General features: G+C 63.2%; 13 protein-coding genes and 1 tRNA gene. 7 read left to right on the forward strand and 7 right to left on the reverse strand.

The genetic code is table 11. From position 1 onward, the window contains the following. Window positions 1-7: 7 nt before the first annotated feature. Together AC56PL_RS27485 and AC56PL_RS27490 are read left to right on the forward strand one after the other, a co-directional pair. On the forward strand, window positions 8-604 hold the full coding sequence (locus tag AC56PL_RS27485; protein ID WP_497155800.1) for a TetR family transcriptional regulator: 597 nt from the start codon (window positions 8-10) through the stop codon (window positions 602-604). Next, on the forward strand, window positions 601-861 hold the full coding sequence (locus tag AC56PL_RS27490) for a hypothetical protein (RefSeq protein WP_497155801.1): 261 nt from the start codon (window positions 601-603) through the stop codon (window positions 859-861). Before AC56PL_RS27485 ends, AC56PL_RS27490 begins: the two co-directional genes overlap by 4 nt. A 283-nt stretch (window positions 862-1144) precedes the next feature. Here the strand turns inward: AC56PL_RS27490 and AC56PL_RS27495 are convergent. Both AC56PL_RS27495 and AC56PL_RS27500 read right to left on the reverse strand, forming a co-directional pair. Beyond that, window positions 1145-1220: transfer RNA gene (locus AC56PL_RS27495), tRNA-Thr, on the reverse strand. Window positions 1221-1280: 60 nt separating this feature from the next. Next, window positions 1281-2360 (reverse strand): phosphotransferase, encoded by a 1080-nt coding sequence (locus tag AC56PL_RS27500; RefSeq protein ID WP_497155802.1) that lies wholly within the window; start codon window positions 2358-2360, stop codon window positions 1281-1283. Window positions 2361-2470: 110 nt separating this feature from the next. On the opposite strand from AC56PL_RS27500, the gene AC56PL_RS27505 reads away from it, so the two are divergent. After that, window positions 2471-3343: a hypothetical protein gene (locus AC56PL_RS27505; RefSeq protein ID WP_497155803.1), complete on the forward strand. Its 873-nt coding sequence runs from the start codon at window positions 2471-2473 to the stop codon at window positions 3341-3343. A gap of 29 nt (window positions 3344-3372) precedes the next feature. Here AC56PL_RS27505 and AC56PL_RS27510 read toward each other — a convergent pair whose 3' ends face one another. After that, window positions 3373-4626, reverse strand: a complete 1254-nt coding sequence (locus AC56PL_RS27510) for a DNA polymerase III subunit delta' (RefSeq protein WP_497155804.1) — start codon at window positions 4624-4626, stop codon at window positions 3373-3375. 63 nt (window positions 4627-4689) lie between these two features. Here AC56PL_RS27510 and AC56PL_RS27515 point away from each other — a divergent pair, with 63 nt between their 5' ends. Continuing rightward, window positions 4690-6237 (forward strand): adenylate/guanylate cyclase domain-containing protein, encoded by a 1548-nt coding sequence (locus AC56PL_RS27515; RefSeq protein WP_495516942.1) that lies wholly within the window; start codon window positions 4690-4692, stop codon window positions 6235-6237. Between the two features lie 74 nt (window positions 6238-6311). Here AC56PL_RS27515 and topA read toward each other — a convergent pair whose 3' ends face one another. From topA to AC56PL_RS27530, 3 genes are all read right to left on the reverse strand, one after another. Then, window positions 6312-9272, reverse strand: a complete 2961-nt coding sequence (topA, locus tag AC56PL_RS27520; RefSeq protein WP_497155805.1) for a type I DNA topoisomerase — start codon at window positions 9270-9272, stop codon at window positions 6312-6314. 172 nt (window positions 9273-9444) lie between these two features. Beyond that, on the reverse strand, window positions 9445-10023 hold the full coding sequence (locus AC56PL_RS27525) for a hypothetical protein (protein WP_495516940.1): 579 nt from the start codon (window positions 10021-10023) through the stop codon (window positions 9445-9447). Between the two features lie 177 nt (window positions 10024-10200). Then, the gene (locus tag AC56PL_RS27530) at window positions 10201-10404 is read right to left on the reverse strand and encodes a cold shock domain-containing protein (protein WP_495516939.1); all 204 of its coding nucleotides are present in this window, start codon (window positions 10402-10404) and stop codon (window positions 10201-10203) included. Window positions 10405-10709: 305 nt separating this feature from the next. Here AC56PL_RS27530 and AC56PL_RS27535 point away from each other — a divergent pair, with 305 nt between their 5' ends. Continuing rightward, window positions 10710-13052 (forward strand): DEAD/DEAH box helicase, encoded by a 2343-nt coding sequence (locus AC56PL_RS27535; RefSeq protein WP_497155806.1) that lies wholly within the window; start codon window positions 10710-10712, stop codon window positions 13050-13052. A 149-nt stretch (window positions 13053-13201) separates the two neighbouring features. Next, window positions 13202-13942 carry a hypothetical protein gene (locus AC56PL_RS27540; protein ID WP_497155807.1) on the forward strand — a complete coding sequence of 247 codons (741 nt, stop codon included), beginning with the start codon at window positions 13202-13204 and terminating at the stop codon, window positions 13940-13942. A 2-nt stretch (window positions 13943-13944) separates the two neighbouring features. Here the strand turns inward: AC56PL_RS27540 and AC56PL_RS27545 are convergent, their stop codons facing one another. Further along, window positions 13945-14604, reverse strand: a complete 660-nt coding sequence (locus tag AC56PL_RS27545; protein WP_495516936.1) for a S1 family peptidase — start codon at window positions 14602-14604, stop codon at window positions 13945-13947. Window positions 14605-15302: 698 nt separating this feature from the next. Here AC56PL_RS27545 and AC56PL_RS27550 point away from each other — a divergent pair. Continuing rightward, on the forward strand, window positions 15303-15971 hold the full coding sequence (locus tag AC56PL_RS27550; protein ID WP_497155808.1) for a hypothetical protein: 669 nt from the start codon (window positions 15303-15305) through the stop codon (window positions 15969-15971). The last annotated feature ends 132 nt before the right edge of the window (window positions 15972-16103 follow it).

A 16103-nucleotide genomic window follows, 5' to 3' on the forward strand; every position in this document is an offset into this window, starting at 1 on the left:
GGTGTCGATGCGCGAGACCAAGCGACTTGCCACCCGCGAGCGGTTACTGGAGGCAGCGGTCGCCGAGTTTCGACGCGACGGGATGGCGTCGGCCGACATCGGCACCATCGTCGCTGCGGCCGGCGTGGCACACGGGACGTTTTTCTTCCACTTCCCCACCAAAGAACATGTCCTGCTCGAACTCGAACGGCGCGAAGAACTTCGGATCGCGCACAGCTTGGCAAAGTTCTTCGACACCCCCCACACCGTTCAAGACACGTTGACCCAGATGGTCCGCGAGCTCGAGGACCTCGAAGAGCGACTGGGCAGCAGGCTGTTCAAAGACTTCCTGGCACTGCACTTCTCGACCACTCGACCGCCCCAGGAGGAGTGGGAGCATCACCCCGTCATCATTGCGGTGATCCAGGAGCTGGAACGAGCCCGCGACCGCGGCGAACTGCCACCAGAAACCGACGTCTTTCACCACGGGGTGTTCTACCTACTCGGCATGTACGCCCTCTTGGTCACCATTCCCGAATCCCCCGAGGCACGTACGCCGATCGTCGAGAAATACGTGACCATCGCCTTGCAAGGCATGGCCGGCCCTACCGTGAGGACCAGATGAGACGACTCTTGCGTCCGTACTCGGCGGGACTCTTCCTTCTCGCGATCCCGGCGAGCTATGTGCTCTTCGTGTCCATTCTCATCGTGTTGGTCATGGTGGTCGATCGCACCTATGCCGACGTATCTGACGGCATATTCGTTTTCAGCATCTGGTACACAGTCTCTTGTTATCTCTGGATACCCGGCACGTGGCTGATGCTGTCGGTTATCGGTCGCGCTGCAACGAAGCGACGGAACAGGGAGCGACCGCAGGTCTAAGACCGACAAGGCCTACTCCGCACAGCTTCCGCACGACGAGTTCCTCTGGAGAGCAGGGGCGGATGCGGTGGACCCGTGACTACCTAGTACTCGAGTGCGTTCAGAACCGAATCGCACGGGAAGATCCGGTCGTATCGCCCAATTTCAAGGTTGATCCGCGAACCTTGAAATTGGGGCGCTGGTTTTCAAGGTCAACGGTCTTGTAGCCCCAGCCTCGACGCACGAATGGCCAAAACGCATTTAGGCCCGCCCCCAGTGGGAGCGGGCCTAGCAACGTATTTCGTGGAGCCGCCTGCGAGAATCGAACTCGCGACCTTTTCATTACGAGTGAAGCGCTCTACCGACTGAGCTAAGGCGGCGTGCTGCACGAGGCAGCGCCAGCCAGTCTATCCAGCGGTCACGCCGAGGACCAAACCGGCTCAGGTGACCGGCACACGAGGGGGAACCAAACCCAGGTCAAAGGACTTTTGGGCGAGGTACTGCGCCGCCGCGATCTTGTCCGCGACATCGGTGCTCGCGTCTGCAACCTCGAACGCGTTTCGGATCACCGCAGAACCGACAAAGCCGGCCCACACGGTCGACGCGTCGACGTTCATCCCACGGGCGACCAGCCCGGCGGTGTACGCGTCGACGATCCGATCGATGACGTCCTCCCCCAACCCCAGCACCGGACTGTGACGTCCGAACACCAACTGACCGAGATCGAATCCCACCGCATGACGTGGCATTTGCGCCAGGTCGATGAGCACGGTCGTCCCACCGCCACTCGGATCGGCGACAAGGTTGTCCGGCGCGGCGTCGCCGTGCACCGGCGTCTGGGGGAGCTCCGCCAGGTCGGCAAGGAGGAGCTCGACGTGATCGCCGACCCACAGCAGGTCGTTGATGAGGTCCGTCGGGATTGGGGTGTCGCGGGGTTCGGCCAGCATCTCGGCAAGAAGATTCAGGTCCGACTCCTGAACGCGACTGCGCGCGATCATCGATAGCGCAAACCCGTCGTCGAACTCCTGCGACAACGGCGATCCCGCTGCTGCCCGGTTGCCTGACAACTCGCCCAACAGGCGCGCTGCATTCTCGAATTCACCTGCGGTGGAGAATAGTTGGACATCACCGAGATCCTCCAGCCACATCGATCGCATATGCGAACCGTGCCACTGCGTGCCCAACAGTGTCACCGTCCGCAACCCTTCGGGGCAGCGTGCCGCCACCTCTGCCAGCACGTCCGGGTCCTGCGACCAGGGAAACGTGCGCAGAAAGAACTCTTGAACCGGCGGAGCCAGCTCGGCCAGCACCGGCCACTTCGCCGGGTGGCGTAACACCTTGACCACCGCCGACGCCTGTCCCTGCTCTCCGCGCAGGTGGACCCGCCACAGACCGGCGGTCCCCGGCGCTGCGACGTCGAATTCGAGCGGCTCCGAACGGTGGTCGACGTACTGCCCGATCTTCAACCGCCGCGCGACGTCACACAGTGTGGATTCGTCGGGCGTTGGCAGCTCGATCATGGCCGGCTCCAGGGCATCTGCTGAGTTGATGAACTCCTCCGATGGTAAGACGCCGACCACCTCGATGAGCGGGTTCGGCCTGATCAGTAGGGTTGCTCAGAGGAGGTTCGATGGCCGAGAACGCGGAACTGCGGGTGGTGGCCTTGTCGATTGCGGCACTGGCCGAACTCGGTGTCGAGGTGCGCCCCGTCGACGACCCCGAGTACGACGACATCTATCTACTCGGCCCCGACGCCGAGCGCTACTTTCTCCACACCCTGCTCCGCACCTGCCAGTCCATGCCGGAGAACGAATGGGCCGACTACGTCGCGTTCTACTTCCATCAGCACGCCGAAGGTATGAACGCACCCGACGCCGAGGAGTTGACCGAACCCGCGTTGCTCGCCGAGGTGCGCACCCGGCTGCAAACGGACACCGCCGCCGACCCCCTACTGACGACGAATTATGCGCGTCCGTTCGTCGGTGACCTGGTGGTACATCTGTGCCGCGACTTGTCGACCACCGTCGAAACCCTGACCGACCAGAGCATCGCTTCCCGTGACCTCGACCTGCTGTACCAGGCCGGCCAGCGCAACACCGACGCCGAGACCTTTGACGCCATGGAGCACCGGGTTGCCGGCACCGGCGCGATCACCGTTCTGCAAGGTCCATCATTTTTTGTTGCCGCCAAAGCCCTGAACATGTCGAAGGTGATCGACACCGTCCTCGGCAGTGCAGAACACGGTGTCTTGTTCAGCGTCCCGCACCGACACGTCCTGATGCTCCACCCGGTGACCAATCTGCAGTCAACCGTCGCCCTTCGAGAGATGATCGGTTCAACCCACAGGCAGGCCGCCGACGCACCCGGCGGCAGCATCAGCCCCCACACCTTTTTCTGGTACGGCGGTCGGGTACAACAGATCACGCGGTACGACCCCGTCAAAAAGGCCGTCGCAATCGAGAATCACGGCATGTTCTTCGACGCGCTCAGTCGATTCGTCTGAGCCGTGCGCGCGTCAATGCCCCCGAATGATCAATGCCGCAGAGCCGTACCGATTTTGGCGACCATCGCGTCGACGGCGAACTTGGGTTTCACGTTGAGCCCGAGCACCTCTCGGCATTCGAGCACCGCCTCCACGCAGGTCAGCAGCTCTTCCCGGGATGCGTAACGCGCCATCCCCTGAGTCTGTTCGGCCATATCCGGATGCATCGCAACCACTCTGGCACCGTAGGACGCGGTCAGCGCATCACGGAACAGCGCTGCCAGATCCACCAACGCCCGATCGAGAAGATCGCGGCTGGTGCGCGTCTGCCGCGATTTCTGTCGCTTCTCGAGGTCCTTCAGGATGCCTGCCGATCCGCGTAGCGCCCCGGCCGCACCCTTACCGGTGCCGCCGGCGCCCAGCGCCATTCGCATCTCCTCGGTTTCGGCCTCGTCCAGCTTGGCGCTGATCGCCTTCGCGGCCGCCTCCGCGGACTTCACGAGCTCTTCGGCCGCCTGATACGCCCGCGCACTCGATGTCGCGGCTCTGGCCAACCCCAACGCCTGCGTACGCTCGTCGCGCGACTGCTGATCGGTGGCCAGACGGCGGGCCCGACCGACGTGGCCACCGCACACCGACGCCGCCCACTGAGCGAGTGAGGGCTCGATGGAGTCCTGCGCGATGAGAACTTCACTGATGGCTGCGGCGCTGGGCATCACCAGCGGCACGTGCCGGCTGCGCGAGCGAAGGGTCACCGAGATGTCCTCGGGGTCGATACTCGGCGCACACAGAAGGAACACGGTGCGTGGTGGCGGCTCTTCCACGGCCTTGAGCAACGCATTGCCTGCCGCCTCGGTGAGTCGATCGGCATCCTCGATCAGAACAACCTGCCACCGACCGACACTCGGCCGACGCGCCGCGGTCTGGACGATGTCCCGCATGCCCTTGACACTGATCGACAGACCCTCCGGGACGATCCGCCGGACATCGGAGTGGGTCCCGGCCATCACCGTCGTGCAGGCGTGACACCGTCCGCACCCCGGCGCGTCCGGCGTCTCGCACTGCAATGCCGCGGCAAAACACTGCGCAGCGATCGAACGCCCCGACCCCGGTGGCCCGGTGAAGAGCCAGGCGTGGGTCATCGCCGACGAGCCGTGTCGCGGTCCATCGTGGTCCGTGGCCGGAACCTCACCGTGAGACTCGCGCTCACGGATCGCGGCCAGCTGGGCTGCGGCGATGGCCGCAGATGTGAGTTCGGCCACGACCGCATGCTGGCCGACGAGCCGATCGAACACTGTTGTCACAGGTCAACCCTATCTCGAAGGCCGGACAGCGATGCTTAACTCCTGCAAGCGGCCAGCTACCGTATGCACGTGGTAGAGAGACAGTCACAGCTGCAACATGCGTGGCACACGTTGCGCTGGCTGGTGCGCACACCGTGGCCGGTGTTGGCACTGGACATGCTTCGGGCCAACATCGCCGGAGCCCTGTTCACCTTTGCTTTCCTCCGTTTCGGACTCCCCGAAAAGACTTCTGTCAGCCTGTCCCAGATCAGTGGAGTCGGCCAGCTGATCTTTGTCATCTATCTCGTCCTGGCCGGCATGGTCAGCGCATACGCGACAATCCGGCTTTCCCTGCCGGTGCTGGTCTGGCATCGACGACGATCCCGTCCCGACAACGAAGCCGCCCGGCGCCGCGCTCTTCGACTGCCCCTGCTGCTGATGCTCGTCCACGGTGGGCTGTGGCTGGTCGGCGGCGTGGTGTTCTCGTTGCTGAGTCTGTCCCAATCAGGTCGCACCGCGATCGTGGTGGCCCTGGGGTCCTTTGTCGGCGCCCTGGTGACGTCGGTGCTGGGCTATATGCAGTCCGAGAAGATCCTGCGCCCGATCACCGTCGCCGCGATGGCCAACAATCCCGAGGCCGCCACCGCACCCAGCGTCACCCAGCGCATCATCCTGTTCTGGGTGATCAGTGTGGCCGCCCCGCTGGCCGTGATCATCGCGCTGGTCGTCGGCCAGAAGATCGGCATCATCGACACCGACGCCGAAGGCCTGCAACGGCCCATCCTGTGGATGGCAGGCGCCGCCCTGGTGTTCGGATCGATCGGTGTGGTGCGTGTCGTCTCCGCCATCGCCGACCCGATCAAGCAGCTGACTCTGGCACAACACGAGGTGCGCGAAGGCAACCTCGACACCTCCGTCCGCATTTACGACGGCAGCGATCTGGGCCTGCTGCAGGCCGGCTTCAACGAGATGGTCGCCGACGTTCGCGAACGACAGGAACTGCGCAACCTGTTCGGCCGCTACGTGGGCGAGGACGTCGCTCGGCGGGCCATCGAGAGCGGCACCGAGCTCGGCGGCGAAGAGCGCTATGTCGGCGTGCTATTCGTCGACATCGTCGGTTCGACCAGCCTGGCCGTCAACCTGCCTCCGCGTGAAGTCGTCGACCTGCTCAACGAGTTCTTCCGGGTGATCGTCGATGTGGTCGGGCGACACGGCGGCTTTGTCAACAAGTTCCAGGGTGACGCGGCGCTGGCCGTCTTCGGCGCGCCACTCGATCAGGAGGACTTCGCCGGCCAGGCCCTCGCGGCGGCCCGCATCCTGCGCGAGGAACTCGACGCGGCCCTTGGCGACACCGACATCGGCATCGGGGTTTCGGCGGGCAAGGCCATCGCCGGGCACATCGGCTCACAGCAACGCTTCGAATACACAGTCATCGGCGACCCGGTGAACGAGGCCGCCCGACTGACCGACCTGGCCAAATACGAACCGAGCCGCGTCCTCGGATCAGCCCGCGCGGTCTATCTCGCCTCTGCTGCCGAGGCCGCACACTGGGACATCGGCGAAGGCATTGAGTTGCGCGGCCGCGGGATCGAAACCCGCTTGGCCAGACCGAACTACGCCATCAACCCGTAATCCCACATCGTCCCCGCAGGGGGGTGCCGAGGGAGATGGTCCCTCGGCGCCCGCCCTCGGGGCCGATCATGGGGTCATTCTGATTCGGGTGCAGCCTTCTTGGCCGCGGCCTTTTTCGCCGGAGCTTTCTTGGCGGTGGCCTTCTTGGCCGCCGTCTTCTTTGCTGCAGCCTTTTTGGCCGGAGCCTTCTTCGCGGCCTTTTTGGCGGTCTTCTTCGCCGGACCGCGAGCGCGCCGGTCCGCCAGCAACTCCGACGCACGTTCGTCGGTGATCGACGCGACGTCGTCATCCTTGCGCAGGCTCGCGTTGGTCTCACCGTCGGTGACGTACGGACCGAAACGGCCGTCCTTGATCACCATCGGGCTCTCCGACACCGGATCGTTCCCCAGCTCACGCAACGGCGGCGCGGCAGCTGCCCGGCCCCGGCGCTTCGGCTCGGAATAGATCTTGAGCGCCTCGTCGAGCGTGATGTCGAAGATCTGGTCTTCGGACGTCAGTGAACGAGAGTCGGTGCCGCGCTTGAGGTACGGCCCATACCGCCCGTTCTGCGCGGTGATCTCTTGACCTTCTTCGTCTTTGCCGACAAGTCGGGGCAACGACAGCAACTTGAGTGCGTCGTCGAGGGTCACCGTCGCGATATCCATCGACTTGAACAGCGATCCGGTCCGCGGCTTGGGTCCGGCCTTCTTGGCTGCCTTTTTGGCAGTCTTCTTGGCCGTCGCCTTCTTGGTGGCGGTCAACGTGTCACCGGACGGGGCGTCCAGTGGCGTGACACCCTCGTCGAGCGGAGTCGGAGCCGGCGGCGGGGTCAGGGCGGGCACGGTGCCGCCCTCTCCACCTTCGTCTTCGGGCTCCGGCAGGATCTCGGTGACGTACGGTCCGAAACGCCCTTCCTTGGCAACGATTTCGTTGCCGGAAAGCGGATCGACACCGAGCACGCGGCCCTCTTGCGGTGTGCTGAAGAGCTTTTCGGCCAGATCCAGCGTCAGCTCATCCGGGGTGATGTCGTCAGGCAGGTTGGCCCGCTGAGATTCCGGCTCGCCCCCACCCTCCGGTGTGATCGTGCGCTCCAGGTACGGACCGAACCGGCCGACCCTCACGAACACCGGGCGACCCTGCTCGTCGTCGAACAGGCGGATCGAGTTGACCTCGCGCGCGTCGATCTCTTCGAGGTTCACACCGACGAGCTTCTTGAGTCCGGTGCCTTCTTGGCCTTCGGCGCCGTCCTTCCCGAAGTAGAAGCGGGTCAACCAATCTGTGCGATTCTCGGCACCCCGCGCGATCTGATCCAGATCGTCTTCGAGGGTGGCCGTGAAGTCGTAGTCGACAAGGCGCTTGAAGTACGCCTCGAGCAAACCGACAACCGCAAACGCAATCCAGGACGGCACCAGGGCCGAGCCCTTCTTGTGCACGTACCCGCGGTCCTGGATGGTGCCGATGATCGACGCGTACGTCGACGGACGACCAATCCCCAACTCCTCCAACGTCTTCACCAGAGATGCCTCGGTGTAGCGCGCCGGCGGATTGGTGGTGTGGCCGTCCGGGTTCAGTTCGGTCGCCGTGAGCGACTGTCCCTGAACAAGATTCGGCAGACGACTCTCGGCGTCGTCGGCGGTGCCACCGGCCTGCTCGTCGACGGTCTCCACGTACGCCGAAAGGAATCCGGGGAACGTGATGGTGCGACCGGACGCAGCGAAAGTACAGGTCTCACCGGTATTGGCGTTGCCACTGATCCGCAGGCTCATCGTGGTGCCACGCGCGTCGGCCATCTGAGAGGCGACCGTGCGCTGCCAGATCAGCTCGTAGAGCTTGAACTCGTCGGACTGCAGCGCGGAGGCAACCTGGCCGGGGGTCCGGAACGATTCACCGGCCGGACGGATGGCCTCGTGCGCCTCTTGGGCGTTCTTGACCTTGCGGGTGTACTGCCGAGGCGTCGGATGAACGAAATCGGCACCGTAGAGGTCCCGTGCCTGGTTCCGGGCAGCGGTGATCGCCGATTCCGACAACGTGGTCGAGTCGGTACGCATATAGGTGATGTAGCCGTTTTCGTACAACCGCTGCGCCACCCGCATGGTGCGATCGGAGGTGAACCGCAGCTTGCGGCCGGCCTCCTGCTGCAGGGTCGAGGTCATGAACGGCGCATACGGCTTGCGGGTGTAGGGCTTTTCCTCCACCGAGGTGACCGAGAGCGACGCACCCTGCAGACCCGAGGCCAACGCCACCGCGCGGGCTTCGTCCAGAACAGTGACGTCGTCCTTCTTCAGGCCGCCGGTCGAATCGAAATCGCGACCGCTGGCCACCCTCGCACCGTCGACACTGACCAGGCGAGCACCGAAACTGCGCGGCTTCGCCGACTCTCCGGCGTCCAGCGTGGCGGCAATATCCCAGTATTCAGCCGACCGGAACGCCATCCGCTCGCGTTCGCGTTCGACGATGACTCGTGTGGCGACCGACTGCACACGGCCCGCCGACAGCTTCGGCATGACCTTCTTCCACAGGACCGGCGAGACCTCGTAGCCGTAAAGACGGTCCAGGATACGTCGGGTTTCCTGCGCGTCGACCAGATCTTCGTCGAGGTCACGCGGACTTTCGGCAGCAGCACGGATAGCCGATTCGGTGATCTCGTGGAAGACCATCCGCTTGACCGGAACCTTGGGCTTGAGTGTCTCGAGCAGGTGCCACGCGATGGCCTCACCCTCGCGGTCACCGTCTGTCGCGAGGTAGAGCTCGTCGACATCCTTCAACAGAGCCTTGAGCTCGGTGACGGTCGACTTCTTGTCCGGCGAGACCACGTACAGCGGTTCGAAGTTCTCGTCGACGTTCACACCGAGCCGAGCCCACGGCTGGCCCTTGTACTTGGCCGGCACGTCGGCGGCGCCACGCGGCAGGTCACGAATGTGACCGCGCGAGGACTCCACCACGTAATTCGGCCCGAGGTACGACGAGATCTTGCGGGCCTTTGTCGGGGACTCGACGATCACGAGACGGCGCACTGCCTTACCTGTCCCGCGAGCTGCTGTATCTGAATCCGCCACCGTAGTTGCCTGCACCTTTCATGGTTCTTCTGGCCGTTTGTACCTTATGTATAGCGGTAGTGACATCCGAGTATGCCGCCTGGCACCCGAGAAGAGCCTGATCAGGCCGCTGGTAACGCACCTTTGAACAGGGTGTATCCGCAGTTCAGAGAGCAAATCGCCGGAAATTTGATCAAATTAATGGCCAATGTGCCGCCGCGCCCGAAATGTCCGGTGGTTCACCGATCGACTCGATCAGGCGCGACAACCGCCGTTTCCCGGCGATGCGCAATGCCGGATTGGCGCCGCGTGTACCCACCAGCGTCGGCGCGATCCCCGCCCGCATCACCGCTGTCGCCAGAGATCCATGCGAGTCGGGAGCGTGCGGATCAAGGCCCAGTACGTACCGCTCGGCGTCGCGGCGACCCGCCGCAATGACCCACAACCGCAGCGCGCGGGGTCCCGGCACCCAGTTCGGGGGCATCGTTTTGATCGCGCCCTTGGTCCAGGCGCGGTACAGATCCTCGAGTTCGGTGGTGGTGACCGTGCCGACCAGGGGTGAACCTTCGGACGACAACGAGATCTCTGCAGCAACACCGCTGCGCTCGAACTCTTCGGCCAGGGCCTGAGCGCGCCAGTCCTCGGGAACGACCACCGACAGACGCGCGCCCTGGGTATTCACCGCGATCTGGCCGGCGGTCGCCAAAATCCCGGCGAGATCGTCAAGCGACGGCTCGTCGGTCTCCGCGGAGAACATCGACAGCTGACCCACGTTAGAACCGTACGGTATTTTCACCCGAAAACGACTCACCCCCGACGCCGTGGTCACGACATTCGGGGGTCAGACGCCGACACCAGATCGCGGTGCCGGATAGAAATCAGAGGTACTTCACGCAGTGAAGATCCTCGATGGAATGCCCTCGATGGGCGAACTCATTAAAGGGTGCCGCTACACTCCTCGAACACCCGTGGCCTGCGGACCTTTCGTCCCCTGACCGACCTCGAACTCGACCCGCTGGTTCTCCTCGAGAGTGCGGAAACCGGATCCCTGGATCTCGGAGTAGTGGACAAACACATCGTCGGGTCCGTCATCTGGCGCAATGAAGCCGAAGCCCTTTTCCGCGTTGAACCACTTCACAGTTCCCTGTGCCATTCTTTGTATTCCTTACTTTCACCGGATACGACGGGGAGTTACCCACGTCGGGCCGGTTCCGACCGCCATACCTACTGGCGCCGTTTACGGGTGCCCCCGCACACTGACCTTTCAGTACCACGCCCGCAACACGTTCCCAAGAGACTGGCCATTATCTTGAACGCCCCCCAGAAGCTGCGACCACAACAAGTCAATCATGTTCTGTGCGTACACAACAGTCAGGAAGTCAAACTGATTCAAATCATGGCCGACTTCGCAATCAACACTTCACAGTAGGTAATATTACGAGGTGATGAACTGGATCGATGAGTAGCTCCGACTTCGGCTCCCAACTGCTCGCGCGCACGTTGGCGGGTGTCGGCCCCGACGAATCGCCTCTGACCCATAAGGCCTTAATTCAAAGTCGGACAGCGAGTTTCGCCGACTGGCCGACATGGGTCAGCGATCCGGTCCGCGAGGCATTGATCGATTCCGGCATCCGCCGACCGTGGTCCCATCAGGTCGCCGCCGCGGAACACGCTCGCGCCGGACGCCATGTGGTGCTCGCGACCGGTACCGCCTCGGGCAAATCCCTTGCGTACCAGGTCCCCATCCTCACCCGACTCCTGGAAGATCCGCGAGCAACCGCTCTCTATCTGTCTCCCACCAAGGCGCTCGGCTCCGACCAGTTACGTTCCGTGAGTTCGTTACTGGCCGGACATAAAGAGTTTCTGCACCTACAACCGTGCGCCTACGACGGCGATACCGAACCGGCCATTCGACAATGGGCGCGTGAACATTCGCGGTGGATATTCACAAATCCGGACATGCTCCATATCGGCATCCTCTCTTCGCACGCACGATGGCGGCATTTCATGAGAGGCCTGGCGTTCATCGTCGTCGACGAATGCCACCATTACCGTGGTGTATTCGGCTCACACACCGCACTGGTCATACGCCGTCTACTGCGGATTGCGCGAGCGGCGGGAGCCAATCCCGTGGTGATCGGCGCGAGTGCGACGTCGGGCAGTCCGGGCGCAGCGATGAGCCGCATGATCGGAGCCGACTGCGCTGAGATCACCGAGGACGGTTCGCCGCATGGCGCCCGCACGGTGGCATTGTGGGAGCCCGCCTTCATCCCGGGGATCAGCGGCGAACATGGCGCCCCGGTCCGGCGGCAGGCAGGTGCCGAAGCCGCGCGCATTCTCGCCGACCTGGTACTCGAAGGTGCGCGGACGCTCTGCTTCGTGCGCAGCCGGCGCGGCGTTGAACTCACGGCGCTGTCGGCCAAACGCATTCTCGAACAGGTTGACCCGGAGTTGGCGCCGCGGGTGGCGGCCTATCGTGCGGGTTACCTTGCTGACGATCGGCGGGCGCTCGAACGCGATCTGGCCGACGGAAAGCTGCTCGGCGTTGCCACCACCAATGCCTTGGAACTCGGTGTGGACATCAGTGGACTCGATGCCATTGTGGTGGCTGGGTTCCCGGGCACGGTCGCATCCTTCTGGCAACAGGCCGGGCGAGCCGGGCGACGTGGCGAGGGATCATTGGTGGTCCTCGTCGCGCGCGACGACCCTCTCGATACGTACCTGGTCAATCACCCGGAAGCGTTATTGGACAAGCCTGTTGAGGCCACCGTCACCGATCCGACCAATCCCTACGTCCTCGGTCCGCAATTGCTCTGCGCAGCAGCAGAATTGCCACTCAAGGAATCCGAGGTCGACGCCTTCGGCGCACGTGAGCTACTCGAAGAGATGGCGACCCGCGGACTCATCCGGCACCGCAAGGCAGGCTGGTATGTCGCGCCCGGCGTCGAACCACACGCTGACGTCGACATCCGTGGCGGCATCGGCGGCCAGGTGATGATCGTCGACGAGACCACCGCCCAACTACTCGGAACCGTCGACTCTGGTCGGGCGATGTCGACCGTGCACCCGGGGGCTGTTCACATCCATCGGGGCGAGAGCTATGTCGTGGATGAACTCGACCTCGAGGACGGCCTCGCGCTGGTTCACCCGGAGGAGCCCGACTGGACCACCAGCGCCCGAGAGACCACGCTGGTCGAGATCACAGACGTGATGAAGACCAGCACATTCGGGCCGCTGACCGTGGCCTTGGTCAGGGTCGACGTGACGCACCAGGTGGTCGGATACCTGCGCAAACTGCACACCGGAGAGATTCTCGACTCGGTCGAATTGGACATGCCCGCGCAGACGCTCTCGACACGTGCGGTGATGTACACGATCGAGCCCGACACACTCGAGGCCGTCGGGGTCACGGTCGGCATGTTCCCCGGCGCTCTGCACGCCGCCGAGCACGCCGCCATCGGACTGTTGCCGCTCGTTGCCACCTGCGATCGGTGGGACATCGGCGGGCTGTCGACGAATCTCCACCCTGATACCGGTCTGCCGACGGTCTTCGTCTACGACGGATACCCCGGCGGTGCCGGATTTGCCGATCGTGGTCACGAGGCGTTTGACATCTGGATCCGCGCGACTCGAGATGCCGTGTCGCACTGCGCTTGCGAGTCGGGCTGCCCGTCATGTGTGCAATCACCCAAATGCGGAAACGGCAACGACCCGCTGGACAAGGCCGGCGCAATTCGCGTACTCGATCTGATTCTGAGAGAACTGCCGAATTCTGAGGCCTCCGACTCCGACACCCGGTGACGGACGTGGAAATGAACAAATGTTCCCGGGTGTCGATCACCCGCATGAAATGCAGATCGGATGTCGCTCGATCGGCGGAGAAAGTGGTGTTCTGAAGGCCCGAACTGGTTTACCGTGAGGAATCCGATCAGCCGAAAAAGGTAAAGCCAATGACGCAACCACCCGGGCAGCCCGACCCCTACGATCAGACTCGCATCAGGCCCACTTCGACTCCACCACCGGCAACCCCACCACCCGCCGCTTCCGGACAGGGGCAAGCACCGGGTCAATTTGGTGGGCCGCCACAGCAGCCCTATGGCGCGCCGCAGCCGCAGTACGGCGGGCAACCCCGACCTCAGCAGCCGCAGTACGGCCAGAGCCCCTACGGCGGCACGCCACAACAACAGCCGGGTCAGTCGCCTCAGTACAGTCAGGCACCGCAATACGGGCAAGCACCGCAGTACGCACAGTCCCAACCGGATTCGGCCGGACCGGTGTCTTCTGCGGTCCGGATCATCGGCTGGATGATCGCAGGTTTTGCGGTCCTCGCGATCATCGCCGCGTTCTTGCCGTGGATCTCCGGCACCGTGACCGTCAACGGCATCGGTGATTCCGATACCGGGGCCACCGACGGTGTTCTGACCGCGACCCTAGGTGTCGTCGCAGGCATCTTCGGTGTTGTCAGTGCGGCGATCGCCAAGCGCTCGGCCCTACACCTCACCGCAGGCATCATCGCCATTGTGACCGGTGCTCTGATCACCTTGATCGCCGTCATCGACATCGCCGACGTACTCGACGCCGAGAACACCTGGGGATTTGGGTTCGAGGTCGGCTTCGGCTTGTGGCTCACCTTGGTTGCCGGCATCGCAATAGTGATCTCCGGCATCGCCGCCGTCGTGAAACGAACCTGAGGTCAGATCGCCCGGAAGCCGCTGCCCACGGTATTCCGGCCGTTCAGATCGGCCAGGATCGTTGTCATCGGCGTGCTGATGGCGGGGTTGTGGACCGGGAAGTTCGGGTTGGTACAGGGGACATCGATTTCCAGGCCCGTCCCGCCGATGTCGCGGATGACGCGACCACCGTTGAGTAGTCCGACAACCTTGTCCCCGACCACGATCGGCGCGCCGGAGTCACCGTGGTTGGAGCAGACCTGGCTCAGGGTGAAGGTCGGCACCTGCGGGTCGTTGCCCCACACGACGCCACAGGTGGTCCCGGTGGTGCGACCCGCCTTGCAAGCTGTCTGCCCGAAGGACGGCCGTGGGCCAGGCCCCGTGATGGTGAGCCCCCGGTAACTGCGTTGAGGCGTCACCTTCGACTTGTCGAACTCGATGACCGCGTAGTCCCACCCGAAGTTGGACTGCTTCACCACCCCGAGTACGCCTGAACCCATGCTCTTCTCGGCCTTGACCGTGTTGCCAATCCCGCCGCAGTGCCCGGCGGTCAGACCCACCAACCGTCCCGCACCGTCGTAGCCGATGGTGGTCAGCGTGCACAGTGCGTTGTCGGCGATGACGATCCCAGCGCCGCCACCGAGCCCAACCGGTGGGGCCGCACTGGCAGTTGAGGCGGTCATACCGGACACCCCGATCAACGCGATAAATCCGGTCACGATTGCCAACAGTCGCCGCATCAAGCCCCCACCAATTCCCTGTAGTCGTCCGAGTCTCCCCGCACCCTATGCTGCCGCCGCATCCGACCGCCACCCGCAGGCAAGACTTCGACATCCACGGCCTACGACCAAGAACGCAACATCCATGAAAGCTCTTGCTACAGGGCATCTTTCAGGAGTCGGATCCCGCCAGCTCACGAGCTTCATTCCTGCCTTGTCCATCGGCACCTTGCGGTTGTCCATTTCGACAGGCCGTGATTCCCTACGTCATTCGATCCACGTTCGCCTGATCGACGTCGGTCGCATTTTGACCGGTGCGCATGTCCGTCGTTCGACAACAATTGCGAAGCACTCGAATACTGCAGTATTCCTAGAATTGATTCCCTGACCGCTCGCGATCGGCTCGCGACCTGTTTGATCAAGCCGCACTTGGAATTACGAGATATTTTGGCACTCCAAACCGGACACCTATACGACGCGAATGCAGGGACAGCTGACCCAAAACCCCAGTACAGGGCATTTCCAGGGTGTTCAATGTCAGTATGTCCGATGACACGGAGCCCTCCGTTTCGGAGGGTCTTCGAGCATACGAGATAGACCGCCGACCGCATCTGACCAGAAATCAGACGATCGCGTCGACTGCCGGGATCATCATAATTTCCATGCCGATGGTCCTCGTCCTTATCGATGGCGTCATTGCCCCGATCTATCACGACGGCGGCATATTCATCCACGCTCCGTTGATCGCGGTCTATGTCATTGCGGCACTCGCAACAGCCCTAGCGATCTGGATCTATTCGTGGCGCGCGATCATGAAGTACAACGGGATCCGTGCCGAAACCAACGCAGCGCTGGCCGATCTCGAGAGCTCCCAGACCGACGGAAAGGACTTCAACGCGCTCTGGCAGGACAACCGCAAGCGCCTCAACATCTACCACGATCTCGTGACAAGCTATGCGCACTCAACGAGGCTCGCGACCATTGCGACCATCGCTGTAGGGTTCGCGTTCATCATCATCGTCAGTTCGATCGCTGTATTCGCGAAAGAGACCAGTGGAGCCGTGGCCTCATCGATCATCGGCACCGGGGGTGCGTTGCTCACCGGGTTCATCGCGAACGCCGTGCTCAAGAATGCCTCGAGTTCTCAGAGCGAGTTGCTGTCGTTCTTCTCCCACCCGCTGGAGGTCGAACGGGCTCTGAGCGCAGAGCGGATCATCGGCGACATTCAGGACCCGCAAGAGAAGGCAGCGTCACAACGGCTTCTCATCGAGTACCTCACCCAACGCCGGCCGACCGAACGGCAGGCCGACGCCCAGTCGCAGAAGAACTAGAATCGGGTGGAGATAGCAAAATACCCTGTATTCGAGACCATTGCTGGTATCGAATACAGGGTATTCGCAAATTGTGTTCGGCGGTGTCCTACTCTCCCACACTGATTAGGGTGCAGTACCATCGGCGCTGGT

It is taken from the genome of Williamsia sp. Y721 (genome assembly GCF_059683565.1).